Origin of the sequence: Rhodoferax lacus, assembly GCF_003415675.1 — a bacterium.
Classification (GTDB): domain Bacteria; phylum Pseudomonadota; class Gammaproteobacteria; order Burkholderiales; family Burkholderiaceae_C; genus Allorhodoferax; species Allorhodoferax lacus.
In genome coordinates this window covers 1-21,563 of the sequence record NZ_QFZK01000016.1, presented here as the reverse complement: position 1 = coordinate 21,563, position 21,563 = coordinate 1, and the positions used below count along the sequence as shown (strand labels likewise).

Sequence of the window (21,563 nt, the reverse complement as noted above, 5' to 3'; positions counted from 1 at the left end):
ACTTGAGGACTCAGTCAACCCAATACCTTGGGCACGCGGTTGTTGCGCAGCCGGAAGGCGTCCGGCATGCCCGAGCCCAGCAGCGGGCGCAGGTACATGCGAAAGGCGTCGGTAACACCGGTGCCCGCCGCATCAATGAATTCGTCTTCCATCACGCGGGTCTTGCCGGCCACCGCGTCCAGTGGCAGCAGCTCGTAGTCCACCGAATAGAAGCCGGTGCGCTTGATGGCCACCGAACCGTCGGTGGTGCCCCACATGGCGAACTGCACGGCCTTCTCGCCCACCTCGCGCGCTTCGCGCTGGTCCACATCCGACACGCAACCAATAAAAGAGCGCTGCAGGTAGCCAAAGGTGTCGCCGCGCACGCGCTTGATCTGTAGCTTGGCCTTGATTTCCTCGCACAGCAGATCGGCCAGCGCGCCGTTGCCGCTGAGCTGCACATTGCCGTGGGCATCGTGCTCCAGGTCCTTGGCCAGCAGGGCTGCAATGGGTTGGCCCGAGGCGTCGTGGATGCCCTCGGACACGGCAATCACGCAGCGGCCATAGCGCTCGTAAGTGGCCTTTACATCGGCCAGAAACTTCTCCAGCACAAAGGTGCGCTCAGGCAGGTAAATCAGGTGCGGGCCGTCGTCCGGAAATTTCTTGCCCAGGGCCGATGCCGCCGTCAAAAACCCGGCGTGCCGCCCCATCACCACGCCCACATACACACCAGGCAAGGCCGCGTTGTCCAGGTTGGCACCGGCAAAAGCCTGCGCCACAAAACGCGCCGCCGAGGGAAAGCCCGGCGTGTGGTCGTTGCCCACCAGGTCGTTGTCAATGGTCTTCGGGATATGGATGGCGCGCAGGGGGTAGCCGGCCTTGTGCGCCTCTTCCGACACGATGCGCACCGTGTCTGAAGAATCGTTGCCACCGATGTAGAAGAAGTGGCCTATCTGGTGTGCGCGCAGCACCTTGAAGATCTCCTTGCAGTAGGGCACATCCGGCTTGTCGCGGGTGGAGCCCAGCGCGCTGGACGGCGTGCTGGCCACCAGCTCCAGGTTGTGGCTGGTCTCCTGGGTGAGGTCCAGAAACTCTTCGTTGACGATGCCGCGCACGCCATGCATGGCGCCGTAGATGTGCTGCACTTGCTGGAAGCGCCGCGCCTCCAGGGCCACACCGACGAGGGACTGGTTGATCACAGCGGTGGGGCCGCCACCCTGGGCTACAAGAATTTTTCCGGAGGACATGGGCTTTCCTTCAAGGCTCTGAATGAGAGCCGAAGCATACCCGCTGAATCTGAGCCGGAGGGGCGAATATTCCTGAGAGACTTGTGCAATTTCCCTTCGGGGATCGTGCAATTCCCCTGCGGGGCTTTTGTAGTCCCCCCTCCCCCCAACCCCCTCGCCCCCGCCGGGGCGAGGGGGAGCCAAAGCGGACAGCCGATTTGGCTTCTGCGCGCCGAATACGGAATTACAAACGGAATGCCGCTACGGTTCTTCTTTTCCGTGAGCGCAAGCAACCTGCATGGAATTTAGACGCACGCCAGTAAGGCGGTGGCCGAAGCGAGGCAACCAAATCGGCTGTCCGCTCCAGGCACCCCTTACCCCGACGGGGGGTAAGGGGCGGGGGGGATGGGGGAGTTAAAAAAGGTAGAGGGGCTAAATAGCCACCGAAGCCAAATCAGTGCCCACCACCCAAATAAGCCGCCTTCACCGCAGGATCATCCCGCAACTGCGTAGCCGGCCCGTGCACCGAGATACGCCCGTTCTCCAGCACATAGCCATAGTCCGCAACCTTCAGCGCGGCCGCCGCAAACTGCTCCACCAGCAGCATGGTCACACCGCGGGACTTCAGGTCTTCGATGATGCGGAAGACTTCTTCCACCAGGATAGGCGCCAGTCCCATGGAGGGCTCATCCAGCAGCACGATGTCCGGGTTGAGCATCACCGCGCGGGCCATGGCCAGCATTTGCTGCTCGCCACCCGACAGGGTGCCAGCCAGCTGGGTGCGCCGCTCCTTGAGGCGTGGAAACAGCTCCAGTGCCCGGTCCAGATCACCGGCCACGTCGCCCTTGGGGCGGCTGCCGGTCAGACGCGGGAAGGCGCCCAGAATCAGGTTATCCGTCACTGTCATGGTGGCAAACACGCGCCGGCCTTCGGGCGAGTGGGCCAGGCCCAGCTTGGCAATGGTGTAGGACTCCAGGCCATCGATGCGCTTGCCACTCAGGGTGATTTCGCCACTGCTGGCCTTGATCATTCCCGAGATGGCACGCATGGTGGTGGTCTTGCCAGCGCCGTTGGAGCCGATGAGCGTGACCACCTTGCCCTTGGGCACCTCCATGGAGATGCCGTGCAGGACCTGCACCTTGCCGTAACCGGCTTCCAGATTTTTGATTTGCAACATTGTCGGGTCCTGTTCTTATGTGGCGGTGCCACCGAGGTAGGCTTCAATCACCTTCTCGTCGGCCTGTACTTCGGCGGGCTTGCCCTCGGCAATCTTCTGGCCAAAGTCCAGCACCGAGACGTTGTCACACACGCCCATGACCACATCCATGTGGTGCTCGATCAGGATCACGGTGATGCCGTGGTCGCGGATCTTGCGGATGATGGTGATCAGTTCCTTGATGTCGGGGGCGGTCAGGCCCGCAGCCGGCTCGTCCAGCAGCAGCAGTTGCGGGTCCAGCGCCAGCGCGCGGGCAATTTCCAGCAGGCGCTGCTTGCCGTAGGGCAGGTTGCGCGCTTCTTCATTGGCCAGATCGGACAGACCGACGAACTCGATCAGACCCAGTCCGCGCTCTACAGAGGCAGCCTCTTCGCGGGTGTAGCGCGAAGTGTGCAGGGCCACATCAACGATGTTGCTGGCAAAGCTGTGGTGCAGGCCGACCTGCACGTTTTGCAGCGCCGTCATCTCGCCAAAGAGTTGCACGTTCTGGAATGTGCGGGCAATGCCGGAGAGCGCAATGTCCGAGGACGTGCGACCCACCACCGAGCGGCCAGCGAACTCTATGGAGCCGGCAGTAGGCACATAAATGCCGGTCAACACGTTCATCATCGTGCTCTTGCCCGATCCGTTGGGGCCAATCAGGCCGTGGATGGTGCCGCGCTTGACGAACAGGTCCACCTGGTTGATGGCCTTCAAGCCGCCAAACTGCATCAACACGCCCTTGGCAATCAGCAGCTCTTCACCGCCACCGGTGCGTGAGGCATTCATGATGGCATCCTTGTGGATACCACCAGAGAGCACCACGGCACGGCCGCTGGCCACGCTCTTGCGTACAAACAGGTTGCGCACAAAGCCCACGATGCCGTCCTGCAGGTAATACACCACGAACAAAATCATGAGGCCGAAGACGGACAGGCGCCAATCGGTAATGGACTGCAGCCAGAACGAGAAGCCGGCCAGGGCGGCCGTGCCCACCACCGGCAGGGCCATGGCCCTGGGCGTGGTCATCTTCTTGGACACGGCAATAGCGCCACCCACCAACATCAGCACCGCCAGAACAGACGCGACGACGCGGAACATCTCCAGGTCATCGAGCAACTTGGGCAGAATCACAATGATGGCCGCACCCAGCATGGAGCCCACACGGCTCTTGCGTCCGCCCATGATCACTGCCAGCAGGAACAACACCGTGAGCTCGAAGTTGTAGGTGTTGGGAGAGATGTACTGCTCGGAATAGCTGTACAGGCTGCCTGCAAGACCGGCAAAGCCGGCGCTGATCACGAAGGCATAGACCTTGTAGCGGTACACCGAGACACCCATACAGTCGGAGGCCACGGGGCTGCCGCGCAGCGCTTCAAAGGCACGGCCCAACTGGGATTTCAGGATGCGGTCCACCACCACCAGCGAGATGATCATCAGCACCAGCACCATCCAGTAGAAGGCGTCTTCACTCAGTTGCATGCCACCCAGCGAAGGCTTGGGAATCTTGATGCCCAAGGGGCCTTCGGTGAGGAAGTCCATCTCGTTGATCAGGATCTGGATGATGGTGCCAAACGCCAGGGTCACCATGGCCAGATAAGGCCCGCTCACACGCAGCGCGGGCAGCGCCAGCAACGCGCCAAAGCCTGCAGTCACCAGCACGCTGGCGGGCAGGATCATCCAGAGCGGCAGACCCAGTTTGAGGAACAACACACCTGCGGTGTAGGAGCCCACGCCGAACAGACCGGCATGGCCCAGCGACACTTGGCCCGTGTAGCCCACCACAATGTCCAGGCCAAACAGCAGGATGGCGTAGATCATGATCGTGCCGATCATGTGGATGTAGTACGGGTTGTGGGACAGCAGTGGTGCCACCGCCAGGATGCCAAAGCCGATAACGCCGGCAATAAGAGACTTGCGGTTCATGTTCAGACTTTCTTGATCGCGGATTTGCCGAACAGGCCGGATGGCTTGAAGGCCAGCACCAGCAGAAGCAGCACCAGGCCGGGCACATCCTTGTAGCCGGTGGAGAGGTAGAAGCCGGTGGTGGTTTCAGCCACGCCCAGAATGATGCCGCCCACAATGATGCCCATACCGCTGGTCAGGCCGCCGATGATGGCCACGGCAAAGGCCTTGAGGCCCAGCACCGCGCCCATGGTGGCGCCGGTCAGCGTGAGCGGCGCAATCAGCGCGCCGGCAAAGGCAGCGGACGCGGACGAAAGGGCATACGAGAAGGTGATCACCAGGGCGGTGTTGATGCCCATGAGCTTGGCCGCATCGCGGTCATTGAAGGTGGCCACCACGGCCTTGCCGTAAATCGTCTTGCGGTTGAAAAACTCCACCGCCAACATCATGGCGATGGCGCCGATCACCACCAGGATTTCCATGGGCAGCACATTGGCGCCCAGAAATTTCATGGGGGATTCTGACAAGGGCGAGGGGAACTTGAGGTCGTCGCGTCCCCATACGTTCTCAGCCACATTCTTGAAAATAATACCCAGCGCGATGGTGGACATGATCCAGCCAAATTCGCTCTTGATCTTGATGGCCGGTGCCACACCGATGCGCTCGACAAAGGCGCCCTGCACCAGGCCGAAAACAATCACGATGGGCAGCATGAGCCAATAATTGACACCCATGTTGACCAGGGTGAGACCCACCATGGCGCCCAGCATAAGGGCGTCACCCTGGCCGAAGTTCAGGGTGTCCGATGTTTGAAAGGTCAGTTGGTAACCAAAGGCGATGACTGCGTAAATCATGCCCATGGCAATACCGCTGTACACAAGCTGTAACAGGATTTCCATGAAAGGGTCCTTAAAAAAATACCGTTGATAACGCCGCATTGCGGCCTAAAAAAAGCACCGCGCCAGTCACCAGGACCGGGGCGATGCCTGCTGCGCAAAGCGCCGCTTACTTCTTGATGGTCAGAGCGCCCTTGGCGTTGGCATCCTTCACGCGCACTTCGGAAGCCTTCTTCTGGTCTTCAGGGTAGGCGTAATCCACCTTGCCGTTCTTGACCTCACCGAACACCGGAATGTTCACGGTGATGGCCTCATGGTCCTTGGCAGTGAATGGTGTCTTGTAGGTGGTGACCACACCGTCCACCGGGGTCTTCAGGTCTTCCAGTGCGGCCTTGATCTTCGGGCCATCGGTGGAGTTGGCCTGCTTGATGGCAGCTGCGAGCAGGTAGATGGAGTCATAGCCTTGCGCCGCCGACACGGGCGAATCAATACGGCCATTCTTGGGGTTGAAGGTCTTCAGGTAGTTGATGATGAAGGACTGGCGCTTCGGGGTCGTGGGCGCCTGGATAAAGGTTTGCGGCATGCGCGCGCCTTCACCGCCAGGGCCTGCGTTGTCAATGAAGTTGGCCATGGACAGGGTCCAGCTGCCGACCATGGGAACCTTCCAGCCCAGCTTGGTCATGCCGTTGGCAATCTGTGCCAGCTCGGGTCCGATGGCGTAGGTCAGGATGGCTTCGGCGCCGGCTTCCTTGGCCTTGAGCAACTGGGCCGTCATGTCCACGTCCTTGACGTTGAACTTCTCGACAGCCACGGCCTTGATGCCCTTGAGCTCCAGTGCCTTTTCCAGGTCAGCGCGGCCGAGCTGGCCGTAGTTGGTGGAGTCGGACAGGATGGCGACTTTCTTGAAGCCGCGCTTGACAATGGCCTCTTCCACAATCATGGGCGCCTGGATGCTGTCGTGCGCCGCATTGCGGAAGATGTAGTTCTCGGGCTGGTCATCGAACTGGTGCGTAACCAGCGAGCCGGTGGCCACGTTGTTCATGACCGGGATCTTGGCTTCCTGGTAGAAGCGCTGCGAGGCCAGGGCCACACCGGTGTTGATGAAGCCGACGGTGGCGGCGACTTTTTCCTTGTTGATCAGTTCCTGGGCGATTTGCACGCCGCGCTCGTTCTTGGCTTCATCATCGCGCTCGATGATTTGCAGCTGGCGGCCGATGACGCCACCGGACTTGTTGATTTCATCCACGGCCAGCTTGACGCCGTCGCGCATGCTCACGCCCATGGAGGAAGAGCCGCCGGTGAAGGGGCCGGAGACACCGATCTTGATGGGGTCCGCTGCCAGGGCCAGGCCAGAGAGGCTCAGTACCGCTGCGGACAGGGCGATTCGGGATGCGAGTTTGGCGAAGTGAAATTTCATGTTGTCTCCGTATTTGAAAAATAGGTCCTACGACGCTGAGCAAGCTGCTTGCAGATCGCCGCCGCGTGAGCCCGAGTCTATGCACGGGTCAGGCCGTAATCTATAGGCGTTTGCCCCACATTCCGGGCCGTATTCAGCATGCCGTCAGCTAAACAGGCCCATTCGCGATGAAGAATTTTCAGGCCCAAACCCAAAAAATTTATTCATGCAAATTTCCTAGGGTTAACCCTTTGTCTTGGCAGTAAAAAGCACCGCCTTAGTGCGTCACGGATTGGGAGAAAAAATTCAGCACGATGACCCCGGCCGATATCAGGGCAATGCCCAAAAATGCGGGCGCATCGAGCTTCTGGTTGAACAGCAACCAGCCCACCAGGGTGATCAGCACCACCCCCACGCCAGACCACACGGCGTAGACCACCCCCACCGGCATGGTGCGCAGTGTGATGGACAGGGTGTAGAAGGCCGCCGCGTACCCGACCACCACCACCACTGAGGGCAGCAGGCGCGTAAAGCCATCAGAGGCCTTGAGGGCCGAGGTGGCGACCACTTCCAGGACGATAGCGACCGACAGATACACCCAGTTCATACAAGCCCCCGAAAAAAACACCCTCAGCCTTAGAATCATCTGGCTGATGACCCCTGCCCCAGACTCTACAACGCCCCTGCGCGCTGCCCCATCCCGAAGCCGACGCGTACTGACCGAAACACGCTCCCTCTGGCAACTGGCCTGGCCCATCCTGATTGGCCAACTGGCCACCATTGGCATGTCTGTGACCGATGTGGCCATGGCCGGCCATGCCTCGGCACAGGACCTGGCCGGCGTCTCACTCGGGGTCTCGATCTGGAACATGACCATCCTCACCCTGATGGGGCTGCTGATGGCGGTCAGCCCGGTGGTGGCCCAGCATGTGGGCGCTGGCGAGCTCGACGCCGTGCCCCATGTGGTGCGCCAGGGCCTGTGGAAGGCGCTGGCCGCGGGCCTGCTGGCCTTTGTGCTGGCCAACCTTGCCGCCGAAGTCTTTGACCACATGGACCTGGAGCCCGCCGTACGCGACGTGGCCAAGGGCTTTGTGCATGTGGCCAGCTTCAGCCTGCCGGCCTTCAGCTGTTACCGGGTGCTGTATGGCTACAGCACCAGCATCAACCAGACCAAGCCCATGATGGTGATCGCGCTGGCGGCCCTGCTGCTCAATGCGTTGATCAACTGGGTGCTGGTGTTTGGCAACTGGGGCTTTGCGGCCATGGGCGGCCTGGGCTGTGCCTGGTCCACCATGCTGTGCGTCTGGTTCAGCCTGGGCGCCATGCTGGCGTGGATGCGTCTGGCCCCGGCCTACCGCCGCACCTGGCCCTTTGACCATTACGAGGCACCGCACTGGCCGATGCTGCGCAGCCTGTTCAAACTCGGCCTGCCCATTGGCGTGACCTATTTCGCCGAGACCACCGCCTTCAGCCTGATCGCCCTGCTGCTGGCCCGTTTTGGCAGCGCACCGGTGGCGGCACACGCGATTGCGCTGAACTTCACCTCGCTGACCTTCATGGTGCCCTTGAGCCTGGGGCTGGCATTGCTGCCCCGCGTGGGCCAGAGCCTGGGCGCGGATGACCCGCTGACCGCGCGCTTTCGGGCCTGGGTGGGCGTGGGCTTGACGCTGGTTTTTTCCGTGTTGTCAGCTGTGGGCATTGCGTGGTGGCGCATGCCGATTGCACAGGCCTACACCAGCGACCCGCAGGTGGCCATGCTGGCCGCGCAACTGCTGGTGTTCGCGGCCCTGTTCCAGCTCTCGGACTGTACGCAAGTGGTGATCAGCTGCGCCATACGCGCCTACAAGGTCACGCGCCCGCCCATGGTGCTGCATCTGGCGGCCTTTTGGGGCATCTGCCTGCCACTGGGTTGCGTGCTGGGCCTGGCGCCGCAATGGGTGCCTTTTGCGCCGGCAGTGCCCATGCAGGCACAGGGCTTCTGGATTGCGCTTGTTGTGGGCCTGAGCGTGGCCGCAGGCGGCCTGTTGGTCATGCTCAGCCGTGTCACGCGCAAGCACCTGGCTGCCGTCTGATGGCACCATAGCCTGATGCAAACACAAGCTGCCCTGCCCTTTCACATCGCCTTGGCCGGACCCACGGCCTGCGGCAAGACTGCGGCCGCGCTGGAGATTGCCCGGCGCTGGGACGTGGAAATCATCAGCGTGGATTCGGCCCTGGTCTACCGCGGCATGGACATCGGCACGGCCAAGCCCAGTGCCGCCGAGCAGGCCGCCGTGGTGCACCACCTGATCGACATCCGCGACCCGTTGCAGGCCTATAGCGCGGCCGACTTTGTGCGCGATGCCACCGTGCTGATCCACGCCATCCATGCGCGCGGCAAGCTGCCCCTGCTGGTGGGCGGCACCATGCTGTACTTCAAGGCCCTGGCTGAAGGGCTGGACGACATGCCCCCCGCCGACGCCCAGGTGCGCGAAGCGATTGCGCAGGAAGCCGCCACATTGGGCTGGCCCGCCATGCACGCACTGCTGGCCACAGCAGACCCTGTGACCGCGCAGCGTCTGGCCCCGGCCGACAGCCAGCGCGTGCAGCGCGCCCTGGAGGTGTACCGCGTCAGCGGCCTGCCACTGTCGCACTTCCATGCAGCCAAACGTGATCGCAGCGCGGTGGGCAACAGCCTGCTGGTATCGCTGGAGCCCACCGAGCGCGCCTGGCTGCATGCGCGCATTGCCCAGCGCTTTGAGGCCATGCTGGCAGACCATTTTCTGGACGAGGTGCAGCGCTTACGTGCACGCGGCGACCTGCATGCCGACCTGCCCTCCATGCGCTGCGTGGGCTACCGCCAGGCCTGGGAGGCACTCGAAGGGCTGTGGCCCATGGCCGAACTGCGCGACCGGGGCGTGTTCGCCACGCGCCAGTTGGCCAAGCGCCAGATCACCTGGCTGCGCTCCATGCCCCAGCGCCAGATCGTGGCCAGCGACAGCCCTGCAGCACTGGACCAGGTGCTGCAGCACGTGCACGCCGCCCTGCAGAACAACCCTTTGGCCCAACCTTAAAGCCTGGCTCTGCTACAAACACGCCACCGATGACCCTCCAGATACACAACTTGGCAAAACACTATGGCAGCACGCCGGTGTTTGCCAACGTGTCACTGGACGTGGTGCCGGGCGAGTTCGTGGCCATCGTGGGGGAGTCCGGGGTGGGCAAATCCACCCTGCTCAACTGCATGGCCGGCCTGGACCATTGGGACCAGGGCACGGTGCAACTTGAAGGCGTGGACGTGGGCGCCTTGAACGAAGACCAGCGCGCCTTGCTGCGGCGCGAAAAAGTGGGCTTTGTGTTCCAGGCCTTTCATGTGCTGCCGCATCTGGATGTGATGCAGAACGTGGCCCTGCCCCTCATGCTGCTGGGCCAGGACTACGCGGACCGGGTACAGGCCATGCTGGAGGCCGTGGGCCTGGGTGCGCTGGGCGCGCGCCTGCCACAGCAACTCAGCGGCGGGCAGTTGCAGCGCGTGGCGATTGCACGGGCACTGGTCCACAATCCGCGCCTGCTGCTCGCAGACGAGCCCACGGGCAACCTGGACCCCTCTACCGCGGCCCTGGTGATGCAGGCCCTGGTGCAGCAATGCCGCGCGCACGGAACCTCGCTGGTGCTGGTCACCCACTCGGCGGCAGCCACCGAAAAAGCCGACCGGGTGTTGCACCTGGACACGGACGGCTTAAGCCAGCCTTAAGCGCTCCACCGCACAGACTGTTACAAGGCCGACAGCCCTTGCAGGCAGCTTTGTCATATTTCCAGACAACAATGGGCGCATGAGCTGGAAAATGTCACGCCTTTCTTCAAGTCTGATGGGACTGATGCGTGACCCTGCGCGCAATTCGGAGGCAGTGGCCCATGTGGAACACATCCGTGACGAGATGCTGGACTGCATGGAATTGTTCCTGAACCCCAAGACCGAACGCCCACCCGTTTGGGCCCGTGTGCAGTATGCCGATGACATCCAGAGCCTGTGGTTTTTGCGCAGCGACCTGATGCACATGCTGTGTGACCATTGTGGCGAGACCCTGGCAGCCATCAAGGTAGACACCCTGACTGCGCTGTTTCGCGGCCACATTCCCAAAGCGCAATTCGCCAGCGCACGCCGACGCCGTTAAACCGGCTGGGGTTTCAAGGCAGGCCGCTGCGCCCGCAAGCCCTCTGTCGTCACAATCGGGCCATGTCCTTCGTGCTCTGGCCCCTGCTCAAAACCTTTTCCCTGCAAGAGCTGCTGCACCATCCCTGGCGCACCGTGGCGGCGTTGGTGGCTGTGATGCTGGGTGTGGCGCTGGCCTTTTCGGTGCACCTCATCAATGCCTCGGCGCTGGACGAGTTTTCGCAGGCGCTGCGCTCGGTGGGCGGGCAGGCGGATCTGGAGCTGCGCAGCCGCTCAGTCAGCGCCAGCCTGGATGAGGCGGTGTTGCAAACTCTGCGGCAAAACCCCGCTGTGGCCACGGCCTCGCCCGTGCTGGAACTGAGCACCTACGCCCTGCCCGCCCTGCCTTTGGTCAAGCCCGCCGATCCTTCCAAGCCCACCCAACGCGTGCTGCTGCGCGTGCTGGGTGTGGACGCCCTGCAAGTGGCCACCCTGGCGCCCGACCTGATGCCTATGCCCACCGGCGATGCAGACCGCATGGCCTTGTTTGCCCCCGACACCGTGTTTCTGAATGCCGCTGCGCGCCAGGCGCTGGGGGATGGCAGCGTGCAGTTGCAGCAAGGCCTGCAGCTCAAGAGGGCGGCAGTGGAAGGCAGCGTGCGCGCCCCTGGCAACCCGCTGGCGGTGATGGACATTGGTGCGGCCCAGGACTTTTTTGGCAAGCGCGGGCAGCTCACCCGCGTGGACATTCGCCTGCAGCCTGGGAGCGACCGCGAGGCCGTGGCGCGCATCCTGGAGGGCACACCGGGCTGGAATGCCGAATGGAAGCTGAGCCAACCCGGAGATGCGGCCGAACGCATTGGCAACTTGTCGCGCGCCTACCGCGTGAACCTGACCGTGTTGGCTTTGATTGCGCTGTTCACCGGCGGCTTTCTGGTGTTCTCGGTGTTGGCTTTGAGTGTGACGCGCAGGGCCCAGCAATTCGCCCTGCTGGGCGTGCTGGGTTTGACCGGTTCCCAGCGCCTGCACCTGGTGCTGCTGGAGGCCGGCCTGCTGGGGCTGCTTGGCAGCGCGCTGGGCATTGCCCTGGGCACGGGGCTGGCGGCACTGGCCCTCACCCTGCTGGGAGGCGACCTGGGTGGCGGCTACTTTGCCGGTGCTGCGCCACCCCTGCAGTGGAGCACGCTGGCCGCACTGGTGTTTGCCGCCCTGGGTGTGGCAACCGCCCTGGTGGGCGCCTGGTGGCCCGCCCGCCTGGCACAGGCCCTGCCACCGGCCCAAACCCTCAAGGGCCTGGGCGCCTTGCAAGACCACCGCCATACCGCCTGGATGGGCCCGGCCCTGTTGCTGGCCGGTGGCCTGCTGGCCATGACGCCGCCGCTGTGGGGTATGCCACTGGGCGCCTACCTGAGCGTGGCCCTGCTGCTGGTGGGCGGCATTGCCTGCCTGCCCTGGCTGGTCGGCCAGGTGCTGGACCGGGTGGCGCCGCTGCTGGCCCACCGGCTGCTGCCCTTGCTGGCGGTGGAGCGCGCGCGGCGTGTGCGCCAGAGCGCGGCCGTGGCGGTCAGCGGTGTGGTGGCCTCGCTCAGCCTGGCGGTGGCCCTGACGGTGATGGTGAGCAGCTTTCGCCATTCGGTGACCACCTGGCTGGACACGGTGCTGCCCGCTTCGCTGTATGTGCGCAGCGCGGGCAGCGGCAACGCCAATGAGCTGGCGTATTTCGATCCGGCTTTTGTGCAGGCCGCAGCCCGTGTAGGCGGCGTGCAGCGCCTGTCGGCCCAGCGCACCCTGCAGCTCACGCTGGATGCAGCCAAGCCCGGCGTGGCCCTGATGGTGCGCAGCCTGCAGGATGCACAGGGCCGCACCGCGGGCCTGCCCTTGGTGGGCGATGCCGTGGCCGTGCCTGCGGGGCGCATTGGCATTTATGTGAGCGAGGCCGTGGTGGACCTGTATGGCGCACGGGTGGGCCAGAACTTTGCACCGCTGCAACAGGTATTTGCTGCAGGCAGCACGAACACCGCTGGTGCACCCATGTTTTTCGTGGCCGGCATCTGGCGCGACTACGCGCGCCAGTTTGGCACCATCGCCATGGACAGCGCCGACTACGCGCGCCTGAGCGATGACCGGCGCGTCAACGACTTGGCCTTCTGGCTCCAGCCCGGTACCGATGCCGAGGCGGTGGAGCAGGCCCTGCGCACGCTGGCCGACCAGCTGGCAGGCACACCCGATGGACAGGCCGGGCAGCTGCTGGAGTTTGGTTCGGCCACGCAGATACGCGCCACCACCCTGAAAATTTTTGACCGCAGCTTTGCCGTGACCTATTGGCTGCAGGCGGTGGCCGTGGGCATTGGCCTGTTTGGCATTGCGGCAAGCTTCAGTGCGCAGGTGCTGGCACGCCGCAAGGAGTTTGGCCTGCTGGCCCACCTGGGCCTGACGCGCAGCCAGATCCTGCGCGTGGTGGCGGCAGAAGGTGCGGCCTGGACCAGCCTGGGCGCCATCGCCGGAGTGGCGCTGGGCCTGGCTGTGGCGGTGGTGCTGGTGCACGTGGTGAACCCGCAAAGCTTTCACTGGAGCATGGAACTCAGCCTGCCCTGGCTGCGCCTCCTGGGCCTGGCCGCTGCGGTGGTGGCAGCGGGCACGGTGACGGCCTGGCTGGCAGGCCAGGCCGCCGCAGGGCATGACGCGGTGATGGCTGTGAAGGAAGACTGGTAGACCCCGGGGCAGCGTTGGCGTTTGCCGCTTGCTAAGATGGGCAATGCCCCACCGCAGCCCGCCAGACCACCCTCTTCGCCACGACAGCAATGCGCCCACGCCTGAAGCTGCGGCCCAGGCCTGGCTGAGCCAGGCCATCAGCCGCATCGAGGCCGACTACCAGCGCAGCGCCGACACCCACCTGATTCCCCTGCCCCTGCCGGTGCTGGCCGAGGCTGGCATTGACCTGTACCTCAAGGACGAGTCCACCCACCCCACCGGCAGCCTCAAGCACCGGCTGGCGCGCTCGCTTTTTTTGTATGCGCTGTGCAATGGCTGGGTGCATGCGGGCTCCACCATCGTGGAGGCCTCCAGCGGCTCCACGGCTGTGAGCGAAGCCTACTTCGCGCGCCTCTTGGGCCTGCCCTTTGTGGCGGTGATGGCACGCAGCACCTCGCCTGAAAAGATTGCCCAGATCACCTTTTACGGCGGACGCTGCGAGCTGGTGGACACCGCAGCCGAGGTCTACGCCCGCGCACAGGCCATAGCGGACGCCACCGGCGGCCACTACATGGACCAGTTCACCTACGCCGAGCGCGCCACCGACTGGCGCGGCAACAACAACATCGCGCAAAGCATGTTCAGCCAGATGGCGCATGAACGCCATCCGGTGCCACGCTGGGTGGTGGTGGGTGCAGGAACGGGCGGCACCAGCGCCACCATTGGCCGCTTCCTGCGCTACCAGCGCCATGCCACGCAGCTGTGCGTGCCGGACCCGGTGGGCTCGGTGTTTGGCGCCTACCACCGGAGCGGCGACCGCACACTCAAGGGTGCGGGCTCGCGCATCGAGGGCATAGGCCGTCCGCGCGTGGAGGCCAGCTTTGTGCGCAGCGTGGTGGACCGCATGCTCGAAGTCGCCGATGTGGATTCGGTGGCCGCCATGCGTGAACTCTCAGCCCTGCTGGGGCGCAAGGTCGGGCCCTCCACCGGCACCAATCTGGTGGGCATGCTCACGCTGGCAGCCGAGATGCGCGCGCGCGGGGAGCAGGGTTCCATCCTCTCGCTGCTGTGCGATGCCGGTGAGCGCTACCTGCCCAGCTACCACGACGCCGCCTGGGTGCAGGCGCAGCTGGGTGACTGCAGCGAAGCCCAGGCGCGTATACGTGCAGCCCTGCGGTAGAGCTGTGCGCTTGCCCCTGCCTACGGGTCTTTTTGCCAGCCGCCGCCAGTGGCTGGCCGCTGGTGCTGGGCTTGGCTTGGGCGGCGGCCTGGGGCAGGCAGTCGCGCTGGCGGCCCCGGCAGAAGCCAAGCCCCGGACGCTGAAGTTTCCGCGCGATGCCGGGGCCCATCTGGATTTCCAGACCGAGTGGTGGTACCTCACCGGCTGGGCCAGCGCGGCTGGTTCGGGCAGTGCCCAATCGGCCGCAGCCACAGCGCCCGATGCGGCCTATGGTTTCCAGATCACTTTTTTTCGCAGCCGCGTGGACACCACGCAAGGCCTGCAGTCGCGCCTGGCGGCCAGGCACTTGCTGTTTGCCCATGCGGCCATTACCGATGTGCGGGCCACGCACCTGTGGCATGACCAGCGTATTGCGCGCTGGTCGGGTGAGGCACCCGGAGACAACCCGGCGGACACCGCCTCGGCCAGTGCGCTCAATACCGGCGTGGTGTTGAACGACTGGTCGCTGCTGCGTGATGGCGCGGACCTGCGTGCCCAGTTGCGCACCCAGGACTTTGCCATGGACCTGCGCTTTGCCGCCACCCAGCCGCTGCTGCTGCAGGGCCAGCAAGGCCTGTCGCGCAAGGGGCCCGAGCCGCGCCAGACCAGCTACTACTACAGCCTGCCGCAGCTGCAGGTGAGCGGCAGCCTCAGCCTGCAGGGCAAGGCATTGGCCGTTGGCGCAGGCAGCACCGCCTGGTTGGACCACGAGTGGAGCGATGAGATGCTGCCCACAGGCGCCGTGGGCTGGGACTGGCTGGGCATCAACCTGTTTGATGGCAGTGCGCTCACCGCCTTCCAGCTGCGCGACAAGAACGGTGCGGCGCTGTGGGACGGCGGCTCGTTCCGTGCGGGAACCAGCCTGTACACCTTCAGCCGCGGCGAGGTGACCTTCAAGCCCCAGCGCCTGTGGCGCAGCCCGAGCAGCCGCGCCAGTTACCCGGTGGAATGGCTGGTGCGCACACCAGCCGACTTCTATATGGTGCGTGCCCTGGTGGACAACCAGGAACTCGACAGCCGCAACTCCACCGGCGCGATTTACTGGGAGGGCCTGTGCGAGGTGTGGGACAGCAATGGGCACAAAGTGGGACGCGGCTATCTGGAGATGACCGGCTACGCCGCGCCCCTGAAAATGTAGCCCCCACGGGAAGCGAAAGCTTTGCCCCCACCGCTTGCAAAATTGAACACTGCCTTCACATAAAAGCCCATGACCAAAGAACGCCCCAAGGCCAGCAACCCCAAATCCCTCTCCGGCCTGTTGCCGTTCCTCACACCCTACCGCGGACGCATAGGACTGGCCCTGTGCTTTCTGGTGCTGGCGGCCATGGCCACGCTGGCCTTTCCGCTGGCGCTGCGCAGCCTGATAGACAGCGGGCTGATGCAGGCCAACAAGGGCGACCAGGTGATGGCCCTGCGCGAGCACTTTGGTTTGCTGTTTGCCGTGGCCGTGGCCCTGGGTGTGTTTTCGGCCGGGCGCTTTTATATGGTGAGCTGGTTGGGCGAGCGCGTCACGGCTGACCTGCGCAATGCCGTCTACAGCCATGTGCTGCACCAAAGCCCCGAGTTCTTCGAGACCACGCAAACCGGCGAGGTGCTCTCGCGCCTGTCGGCCGACACCACGCTGGTGCAGACCGTGGTCGGCTCCTCTCTGAGCATGGGCCTGCGCAATCTGGTGATGGGCCTGGGCGCCCTGGGCATTCTGGTCTGGACCAATCCGGTGGTGATGCTGGGTGTGGCCGGCGTGCTGGTGTGCATCGTGGTGCCCGCCCTGTGGTTTGGCCGGCGCGTGCGCAAGCTCTCGCGCGCCAGCCAGGACCGCATTGCCGACTCCAGCGCGATTGCCGCCGAGGTGCTCAACGCGATTCCCGTGGTGCAGAGCTACACCGCAGAAGGCCGCGAGTCCGCCCGCTTCAACACCGCCACCGGCAACGCCTTTGAGACCGCCATTCGCCGCACCCGTGCGCGCTCGGTGCTGGTGGCCTTCATCATCATCGCCACCTCGGCCGCGCTGCTATGGGGCCTGTACCAGGGCACGCAGGCGGTGATGGCTGGAACGATTACGGCCGGGCACTTGGGGCAGACGGTGGTGTACGTGATCATCCTGGCCGGTGCCTTTGCGGTGCTGGGCGAGGTTTATGGCGACCTGCTGCGCGCAGCCGGTGCCACCGAGCGCCTGATGGAACTCTTGGGCACGCAGTCGCCGGTCACCTCGCCGGCGCATCCGGTCACGGCGGCCATGCCGGTGGCGGGCAGTGCCATCCAGTTTGCGGACATAGGCTTTAACTACCCGTCGCGCCCCAACCAGGCGGCACTCTCCGACTTTTCACTCAAGATAGAACCCGGCCAGACAGTGGCCATCGTGGGGCCGAGCGGTGCGGGCAAGAGCACGGTGTTCCAGCTGTTGCTGCGCTTTTATGACCCACAAAGCGGCGCCATTGTCCTGGACGGTGTGGACACGCGCCAGATGTCATTGGAGGCGCTGCGCCAGCGCGTGGGCATCGTCCCGCAGGACGCGGTGATTTTCTCCACCTCGGCGCTGGAGAACATCCGCTACGGCCGGCCGGACGCCAGCGATGCCGAGGTGCACGCCGCCGCCACGGCCGCCTTTGCCGACAGCTTCATCCGCGCCCTGCCCGAGGGTTATGACACCTTCCTGGGCGAGCGCGGTGTGCGCCTCTCGGGCGGACAGCGCCAGCGCATTGCCATTGCGCGCGCCATGCTGAAGAACCCGCCCCTGCTTCTGCTGGACGAAGCCACCAGCGCGCTGGACGCCGAGAGCGAACGCGTGGTGCAGGACGCGCTGGAGTCCGCCATGCGCGACCGCACGACGCTGGTGATTGCCCACCGTCTGGCCACCGTGCAAAAGGCCGACCGGATTGTGGTGCTGGACCACGGCCGCCTGGTGGAGCAAGGCACGCACGCCGAACTGGTCGCGCTGGGCGGCGTGTATGCCGGGCTGGCGGCACTGCAGTTCAACGTCTGAGGCGTCCCACCCGGCCTCATTGAAAGCGAGCTTGAATTCCGCAGGGTGCCGCCCTACACTTGTCGCACCAGATAAACGCCCAAGGAAGGTTCTCCATGGAAGCTGTCAAAACTTCATCCAGCCAGGCTCTGCAGGCCCCACAAGCCAGCAAACGCGTCGAGCGCACGGAGCGCACCGAGCCAAGGTCCAACCCTGAAACCCAGGCGCAAGCCCTTGCGGCCAAAAAGGCCGAAGTGCAGCCACCACCTCGCGCCACCGTCAACACCCGGGGCGAGATCGTGGGCCAGCTATTGAACGTGAAGGCCTGAGTTGGCTCTTGCCTGACAGGCTTTAGACCATGGTTGCCATCGCCGCCACCAGTTACGCCACGCCGCCCTCTCAGGTCTGGCAGGGACGCTCCCGGCTGGAGCAGGCACGCAGGGATGCCGACCAGGCCGAAGCCAACGCCAGACAACTGCGCACCGAGGCCGAACAGGCCGAACAGGAGGCGCAGCAGAGCCAGGCCAGGGTCAGCAGTGTGGGCGCGCAAGTAGCGCAGGCAGAGAACACCTACAGCGCGCAAGTGCGCAAGCAGATAGCTTCTGCCTCCACCAACCAAACAGAGGCGGCCCTGGCACCTGCCAGCAAGCCTGCGGCCAATCCTTTGACCGTGACAGCCAGCGCCAAGGCAGTGGCCAGTGAGGCCTGGTCAAAAACCAGCCAGGCGCCCAGCACGGGGCGCTTCGTCAACCAGTCGGTTTGAAGCCCACAGGGTCACCCTAAGCACACAACCTCAACTATAAATATTTTGCATAGTTGAAGCCTTAAACGGCCTTGGACAGCTTGAATTGGCAGGCCTACAGTGCTGGCTATCCCCCGTACTTCAAGGAGCCAGCATGACAACAGACACACCCGGCGGCCATAAGCCCGCCGTTATCACCAACCCCTACGGCCACCCCCTGCCCTCGTATTTGCAGAGTGATAACCTGGGCCCCTGGGGCGTCTACCTGCAACAGGTGGACCGCGTCATTCCCTACCTGGGCCATCTGGCGCGCTGGGCCGAGACCCTGAAGCGCCCCAAGCGCGCGCTGATTGTGGATGTGCCGATTGAACTGGACAACGGCACCATTGCCCACTTCGAGGGCTACCGGGTACAGCACAATGTGTCGCGCGGCCCTGGCAAGGGCGGCGTGCGCTTTCACCAGGACGTGACGCTGTCCGAGGTGATGGCCCTGTCGGCCTGGATGTCGGTGAAGAACGCGGCCGTCAACGTGCCCTACGGCGGCGCCAAGGGCGGGATTCGCGTAGACCCCAAGACGCTGTCGCGCGGCGAGCTGGAGCGCATGACGCGCCGCTACACCAGCGAGATCGGCATCATCATCGGGCCAACCAAGGACATTCCGGCACCCGACGTCAACACCAACGAGCAGATCATGGCCTGGATGATGGACACCTACTCCATGAACGAAGGCGCCACCGCCACTGGCGTGGTGACCGGCAAGCCAGTCGACTTGGGCGGCTCGTTGGGTCGGCGCGAGGCAACCGGCCGCGGCGTGTTCACCGTGGGCGTGGAGGCAGCGCGCCACATTGAGCTGGACATCAGCCATGCCCGTTTGGCGGTACAGGGCTTTGGCAATGTGGGGGGCATTGCCGCCAAGCTGTTTGCACAGGCTGGCGCGCGCGTGGTGGCGGTGCAGGACCACGGCGGCACCATTTACCAGGAGTCGGGCCTGGATGTGCCCCTGTTGCTGGAGCATGTGGCAGCCAAGGGCACAGTGGCCGGCTTTGCCAAGGCCGAGGTGCTGGCCAACGATGCCTTCTGGGACGTGGACTGCGACATCCTGATTCCGGCGGCACTGGAGCAGCAAATCAACGCGTCGAATGCCGGGCGCATTAAGGCGCGCATGGTGATCGAAGGTGCCAATGGCCCCACTACACCTGAGGCCGATGACATCCTGCAATCGCGCAACATCCTGGTACTGCCTGACGTGATTGCCAATGCGGGCGGTGTGACGGTGAGCTACTTTGAGTGGGTGCAGGACTTCTCCAGCTTCTTCTGGAGCGAGGACGAGATCAACGCCCGTCTGGTGCGCATCATGAAGGAGGCCTTTACCGGCGTCTGGCAGGTGGCGCAGGACAAGAAGGTGAGCCTGCGCACTGCTACCTTTATCGTGGCCTGCACCCGCATCCTGCGGGCACGCGAGCTGCGCGGCCTCTACCCCTGAGCGGGCGAGGGTCGCGGGGCCCTTGGGCCCTGCCCCCTTATTGCAGGATTTTTTTCAGCGACTGCGACAGGGCTACAGGCAGGATGTCTATGCCCTCTTCCACCAGGGCGCGCGCCTCATCCACCGTGGCCTGGCCCCGGATGGCACGCTCCTCGGTCTCGCCATAGTGCATCTTGCGCGCCTCTTCGGCAAAGCTGTCGCCAACGTCCTGGGTACTGGCCACAATGCGTTGCGACAGCTCCAACCAGGCGGCGGTGAGGGATGCATCGGCAGAGGCCAGAGCGACAGCCTGGGCACCGGCAGCAGGGGTGGCCGGGCCGTATGCGTCCGGCAATCCCATGTTGAATCGATCGCCATGATCAGGCATCGTCCCCACGAAGGAGATCATGGAGACTATGAATCAAGTGTCGACAGTGGCGCGCCCTCGCCGGCGTGAGTACAGCGTGGAGTTCAAGGCATCGGTGCTGGAGCAATGCCGCCAGCCGGGTGCATCCCTGGCGGGCATTGCGTTGGGCCATGGAATTAATCCGAACATGGTGCACCGGTGGATGCGTGAGGAACGACAGCGTCAGATGCTGATCGATTTGCAGCAAACAGCCTCGGCCTTCGTTCCGCTGCAGCTGCAGGCTTCAGCGGCTACCGGTTCAAGCTCAGTCCCAAACCTGCAAAGGCCGGTCGAACCTGATACCACCGCACAGACCATTCACATCGAGATCCAACGTGGCGGCGCAACGGTGAGCGTGCACTGGCCACTCTCTGGTGCAGCCCAATGCGCTCAAGTGCTGCGTGAGTTGCTGCGTTGATCCGTATCGACTCGGCCTGGCTGGCGACAGCGCCGCTGGACATGCGCGCCGGGACGGACTCTGCACTGGCCCGCGTGGTTGCCGTCTTCGGTGCTGCCCAGCCGCACCATGCCTATGTGTTTGCCAACAAGCGAGCTAACCGGCTCAAGATCCTGGTGCACGATGGCATTGGCATCTGGCTGGCAGCACGCAGGCTGCATCAGGGCAAGTTTGTCTGGGCTTCCGACTGCGACACCCACCGCAGCCTGGAGCGGGTCCAGCTTGATGCGCTGGTATTGGGCCTGCCGTGGCAACGCGTGGGGCAGGCAGGTGTCATTACCGTGGTGTGATCGTCGTAGGTATTGGTATCTGCTGCCAATTGGGAGATGTGCCAATGGTGGGTGTGCTGCTGTACTGGCACAGTAGCGCCCATGGTGGTGGATCAGCATTCCTTGGACGAATTGAGCGCAGAGCAACTGCGCGAGATGGCAGCGCGATTGATGGGGCAACTGCGCCACCAGAGTGCGCTGCTGGAGAAGCTCAGCTACGAGAACGCACTGCTCAAGCGCATGAAGTTTGCGGCCCAGTCCGAGCGCTTCAACAGCGAACAACGCAGCTTGCTCGAAGACGAGATTGACGCCGACCTGGCCGCTGTGGCGGATGCCATCGACGCGCTCAATACCCAACAAGCCTCGGCACCGCAGACCAAGCAACAAGCCAAACGTCAACCCTTGCCGGCCAATCTCCCACGCCGTGAGATTCGTCACGAACCCGATTCCACGACCTGCCAATGCGGCTGCCAATTGAAACGCATTGGTGAGGACGTGGCCGAGAAGCTGGACTACGTGCCCGGTGTCTTCAGCGTGGAGCGCCATGTCCGTGGCAAGTGGGCTTGCAGCCAATGCGAGACCATTGTGCAGGCCCCGGTGCCGGCCCATGTCATCGACAAAGGCATCCCCACCACCGGACTGCTGGCCCAGGTGCTGGTCGCCAAGTACGCAGACCACCTACCTCT

Annotated in this window: 21 protein-coding genes; 14 read left to right on the top strand and 7 right to left on the bottom strand. The window is 64.0% G+C overall.

Features of this window, described 5'->3' with window-relative positions; all coding sequences use genetic code 11:
* Nucleotides 1-14: 14 nt before the first annotated feature.
* From DIC66_RS18250 to DIC66_RS18225, 6 genes are all read right to left on the bottom strand, one after another.
* Nucleotides 15-1,226, bottom strand: coding sequence for a 6-phosphofructokinase (locus DIC66_RS18250; protein ID WP_117179555.1), 1,212 nt, complete (start codon nt 1,224-1,226; stop codon nt 15-17).
* Between the two features lie 433 nt (nt 1,227-1,659).
* A complete protein-coding gene (locus DIC66_RS18245; protein WP_117179554.1) occupies nt 1,660-2,382 on the bottom strand; it encodes an ABC transporter ATP-binding protein in 723 nt (240 codons plus the stop codon).
* Between the two features lie 15 nt (nt 2,383-2,397).
* On the bottom strand, nt 2,398-4,326 hold the full coding sequence (locus DIC66_RS18240; protein WP_117179552.1) for a branched-chain amino acid ABC transporter ATP-binding protein/permease: 1,929 nt from the start codon (nt 4,324-4,326) through the stop codon (nt 2,398-2,400).
* A 2-nt stretch (nt 4,327-4,328) separates the two neighbouring features.
* Nucleotides 4,329-5,204, bottom strand: a complete 876-nt coding sequence (locus tag DIC66_RS18235) for a branched-chain amino acid ABC transporter permease (protein ID WP_117179551.1) — start codon at nt 5,202-5,204, stop codon at nt 4,329-4,331.
* 106 nt (nt 5,205-5,310) lie between these two features.
* Nucleotides 5,311-6,558 carry an ABC transporter substrate-binding protein gene (locus DIC66_RS18230; RefSeq protein WP_117179550.1) on the bottom strand — a complete coding sequence of 416 codons (1,248 nt, stop codon included), beginning with the start codon at nt 6,556-6,558 and terminating at the stop codon, nt 5,311-5,313.
* Between the two features lie 256 nt (nt 6,559-6,814).
* Nucleotides 6,815-7,144: a DMT family transporter gene (locus DIC66_RS18225; RefSeq protein ID WP_117179548.1), complete on the bottom strand. Its 330-nt coding sequence runs from the start codon at nt 7,142-7,144 to the stop codon at nt 6,815-6,817.
* Between the two features lie 46 nt (nt 7,145-7,190).
* On the opposite strand from DIC66_RS18225, the gene DIC66_RS18220 reads away from it, so the two are divergent.
* The 11 genes from DIC66_RS18220 to DIC66_RS18170 all read left to right on the top strand — a co-directional run bounded on the left by DIC66_RS18220 (nt 7,191) and on the right by DIC66_RS18170 (nt 19,766).
* Nucleotides 7,191-8,609 carry an MATE family efflux transporter gene (locus DIC66_RS18220; protein ID WP_117179546.1) on the top strand — a complete coding sequence of 473 codons (1,419 nt, stop codon included), beginning with the start codon at nt 7,191-7,193 and terminating at the stop codon, nt 8,607-8,609.
* Nucleotides 8,610-8,624: 15 nt separating this feature from the next.
* Complete coding sequence (gene miaA, locus DIC66_RS18215) at nt 8,625-9,590, top strand: tRNA (adenosine(37)-N6)-dimethylallyltransferase MiaA (protein ID WP_117179540.1); 966 nt, start codon at nt 8,625-8,627, stop codon at nt 9,588-9,590.
* A gap of 29 nt (nt 9,591-9,619) precedes the next feature.
* Nucleotides 9,620-10,270: an ABC transporter ATP-binding protein gene (locus tag DIC66_RS18210; protein ID WP_117179538.1), complete on the top strand. Its 651-nt coding sequence runs from the start codon at nt 9,620-9,622 to the stop codon at nt 10,268-10,270.
* Between the two features lie 91 nt (nt 10,271-10,361).
* A complete protein-coding gene (locus tag DIC66_RS18205; protein WP_147321348.1) occupies nt 10,362-10,691 on the top strand; it encodes a hypothetical protein in 330 nt (109 codons plus the stop codon).
* A gap of 62 nt (nt 10,692-10,753) precedes the next feature.
* Nucleotides 10,754-13,381 carry an ABC transporter permease gene (locus DIC66_RS18200; RefSeq protein WP_117179534.1) on the top strand — a complete coding sequence of 876 codons (2,628 nt, stop codon included), beginning with the start codon at nt 10,754-10,756 and terminating at the stop codon, nt 13,379-13,381.
* A 43-nt stretch (nt 13,382-13,424) separates the two neighbouring features.
* A complete protein-coding gene (locus tag DIC66_RS18195; RefSeq protein WP_117179532.1) occupies nt 13,425-14,540 on the top strand; it encodes a PLP-dependent cysteine synthase family protein in 1,116 nt (371 codons plus the stop codon).
* Nucleotides 14,541-14,550: 10 nt separating this feature from the next.
* The gene (locus DIC66_RS18190) at nt 14,551-15,717 is read left to right on the top strand and encodes a lipocalin-like domain-containing protein (RefSeq protein WP_233505988.1); all 1,167 of its coding nucleotides are present in this window, start codon (nt 14,551-14,553) and stop codon (nt 15,715-15,717) included.
* 69 nt (nt 15,718-15,786) lie between these two features.
* Nucleotides 15,787-17,562, top strand: a complete 1,776-nt coding sequence (locus DIC66_RS18185) for an ABC transporter transmembrane domain-containing protein (RefSeq protein WP_117179528.1) — start codon at nt 15,787-15,789, stop codon at nt 17,560-17,562.
* Nucleotides 17,563-17,657: 95 nt separating this feature from the next.
* Nucleotides 17,658-17,870 (top strand): hypothetical protein, encoded by a 213-nt coding sequence (locus tag DIC66_RS18180; RefSeq protein ID WP_117179527.1) that lies wholly within the window; start codon nt 17,658-17,660, stop codon nt 17,868-17,870.
* Nucleotides 17,871-17,899: 29 nt separating this feature from the next.
* Nucleotides 17,900-18,304, top strand: a complete 405-nt coding sequence (locus DIC66_RS18175) for a hypothetical protein (RefSeq protein WP_117179526.1) — start codon at nt 17,900-17,902, stop codon at nt 18,302-18,304.
* A gap of 133 nt (nt 18,305-18,437) precedes the next feature.
* Entirely contained in the window at nt 18,438-19,766 is a 1,329-nt protein-coding gene (locus DIC66_RS18170; RefSeq protein ID WP_199534796.1) for a Glu/Leu/Phe/Val family dehydrogenase, read from the top strand.
* A gap of 37 nt (nt 19,767-19,803) precedes the next feature.
* Here DIC66_RS18170 and DIC66_RS18165 read toward each other — a convergent pair whose 3' ends face one another.
* Nucleotides 19,804-20,106: a DUF1178 family protein gene (locus DIC66_RS18165; protein ID WP_233505986.1), complete on the bottom strand. Its 303-nt coding sequence runs from the start codon at nt 20,104-20,106 to the stop codon at nt 19,804-19,806.
* 55 nt (nt 20,107-20,161) lie between these two features.
* Here DIC66_RS18165 and tnpA point away from each other — a divergent pair, with 55 nt between their 5' ends.
* The 3 genes from tnpA to DIC66_RS18150 form a co-directional block, all read left to right on the top strand.
* Nucleotides 20,162-20,569, top strand: a complete 408-nt coding sequence (tnpA, locus tag DIC66_RS18160; RefSeq protein WP_117179639.1) for an IS66-like element accessory protein TnpA — start codon at nt 20,162-20,164, stop codon at nt 20,567-20,569.
* Complete coding sequence (gene tnpB, locus DIC66_RS18155; protein WP_147321347.1) at nt 20,566-20,898, top strand: IS66 family insertion sequence element accessory protein TnpB; 333 nt, start codon at nt 20,566-20,568, stop codon at nt 20,896-20,898. The genes tnpA and tnpB overlap by 4 nt, the downstream gene beginning before the upstream one ends.
* Nucleotides 20,899-21,033: 135 nt before the next feature.
* On the top strand, nt 21,034-21,563 hold a 530-nt coding region (locus tag DIC66_RS18150), incomplete at its 3' end, for an IS66 family transposase zinc-finger binding domain-containing protein (protein ID WP_420820506.1).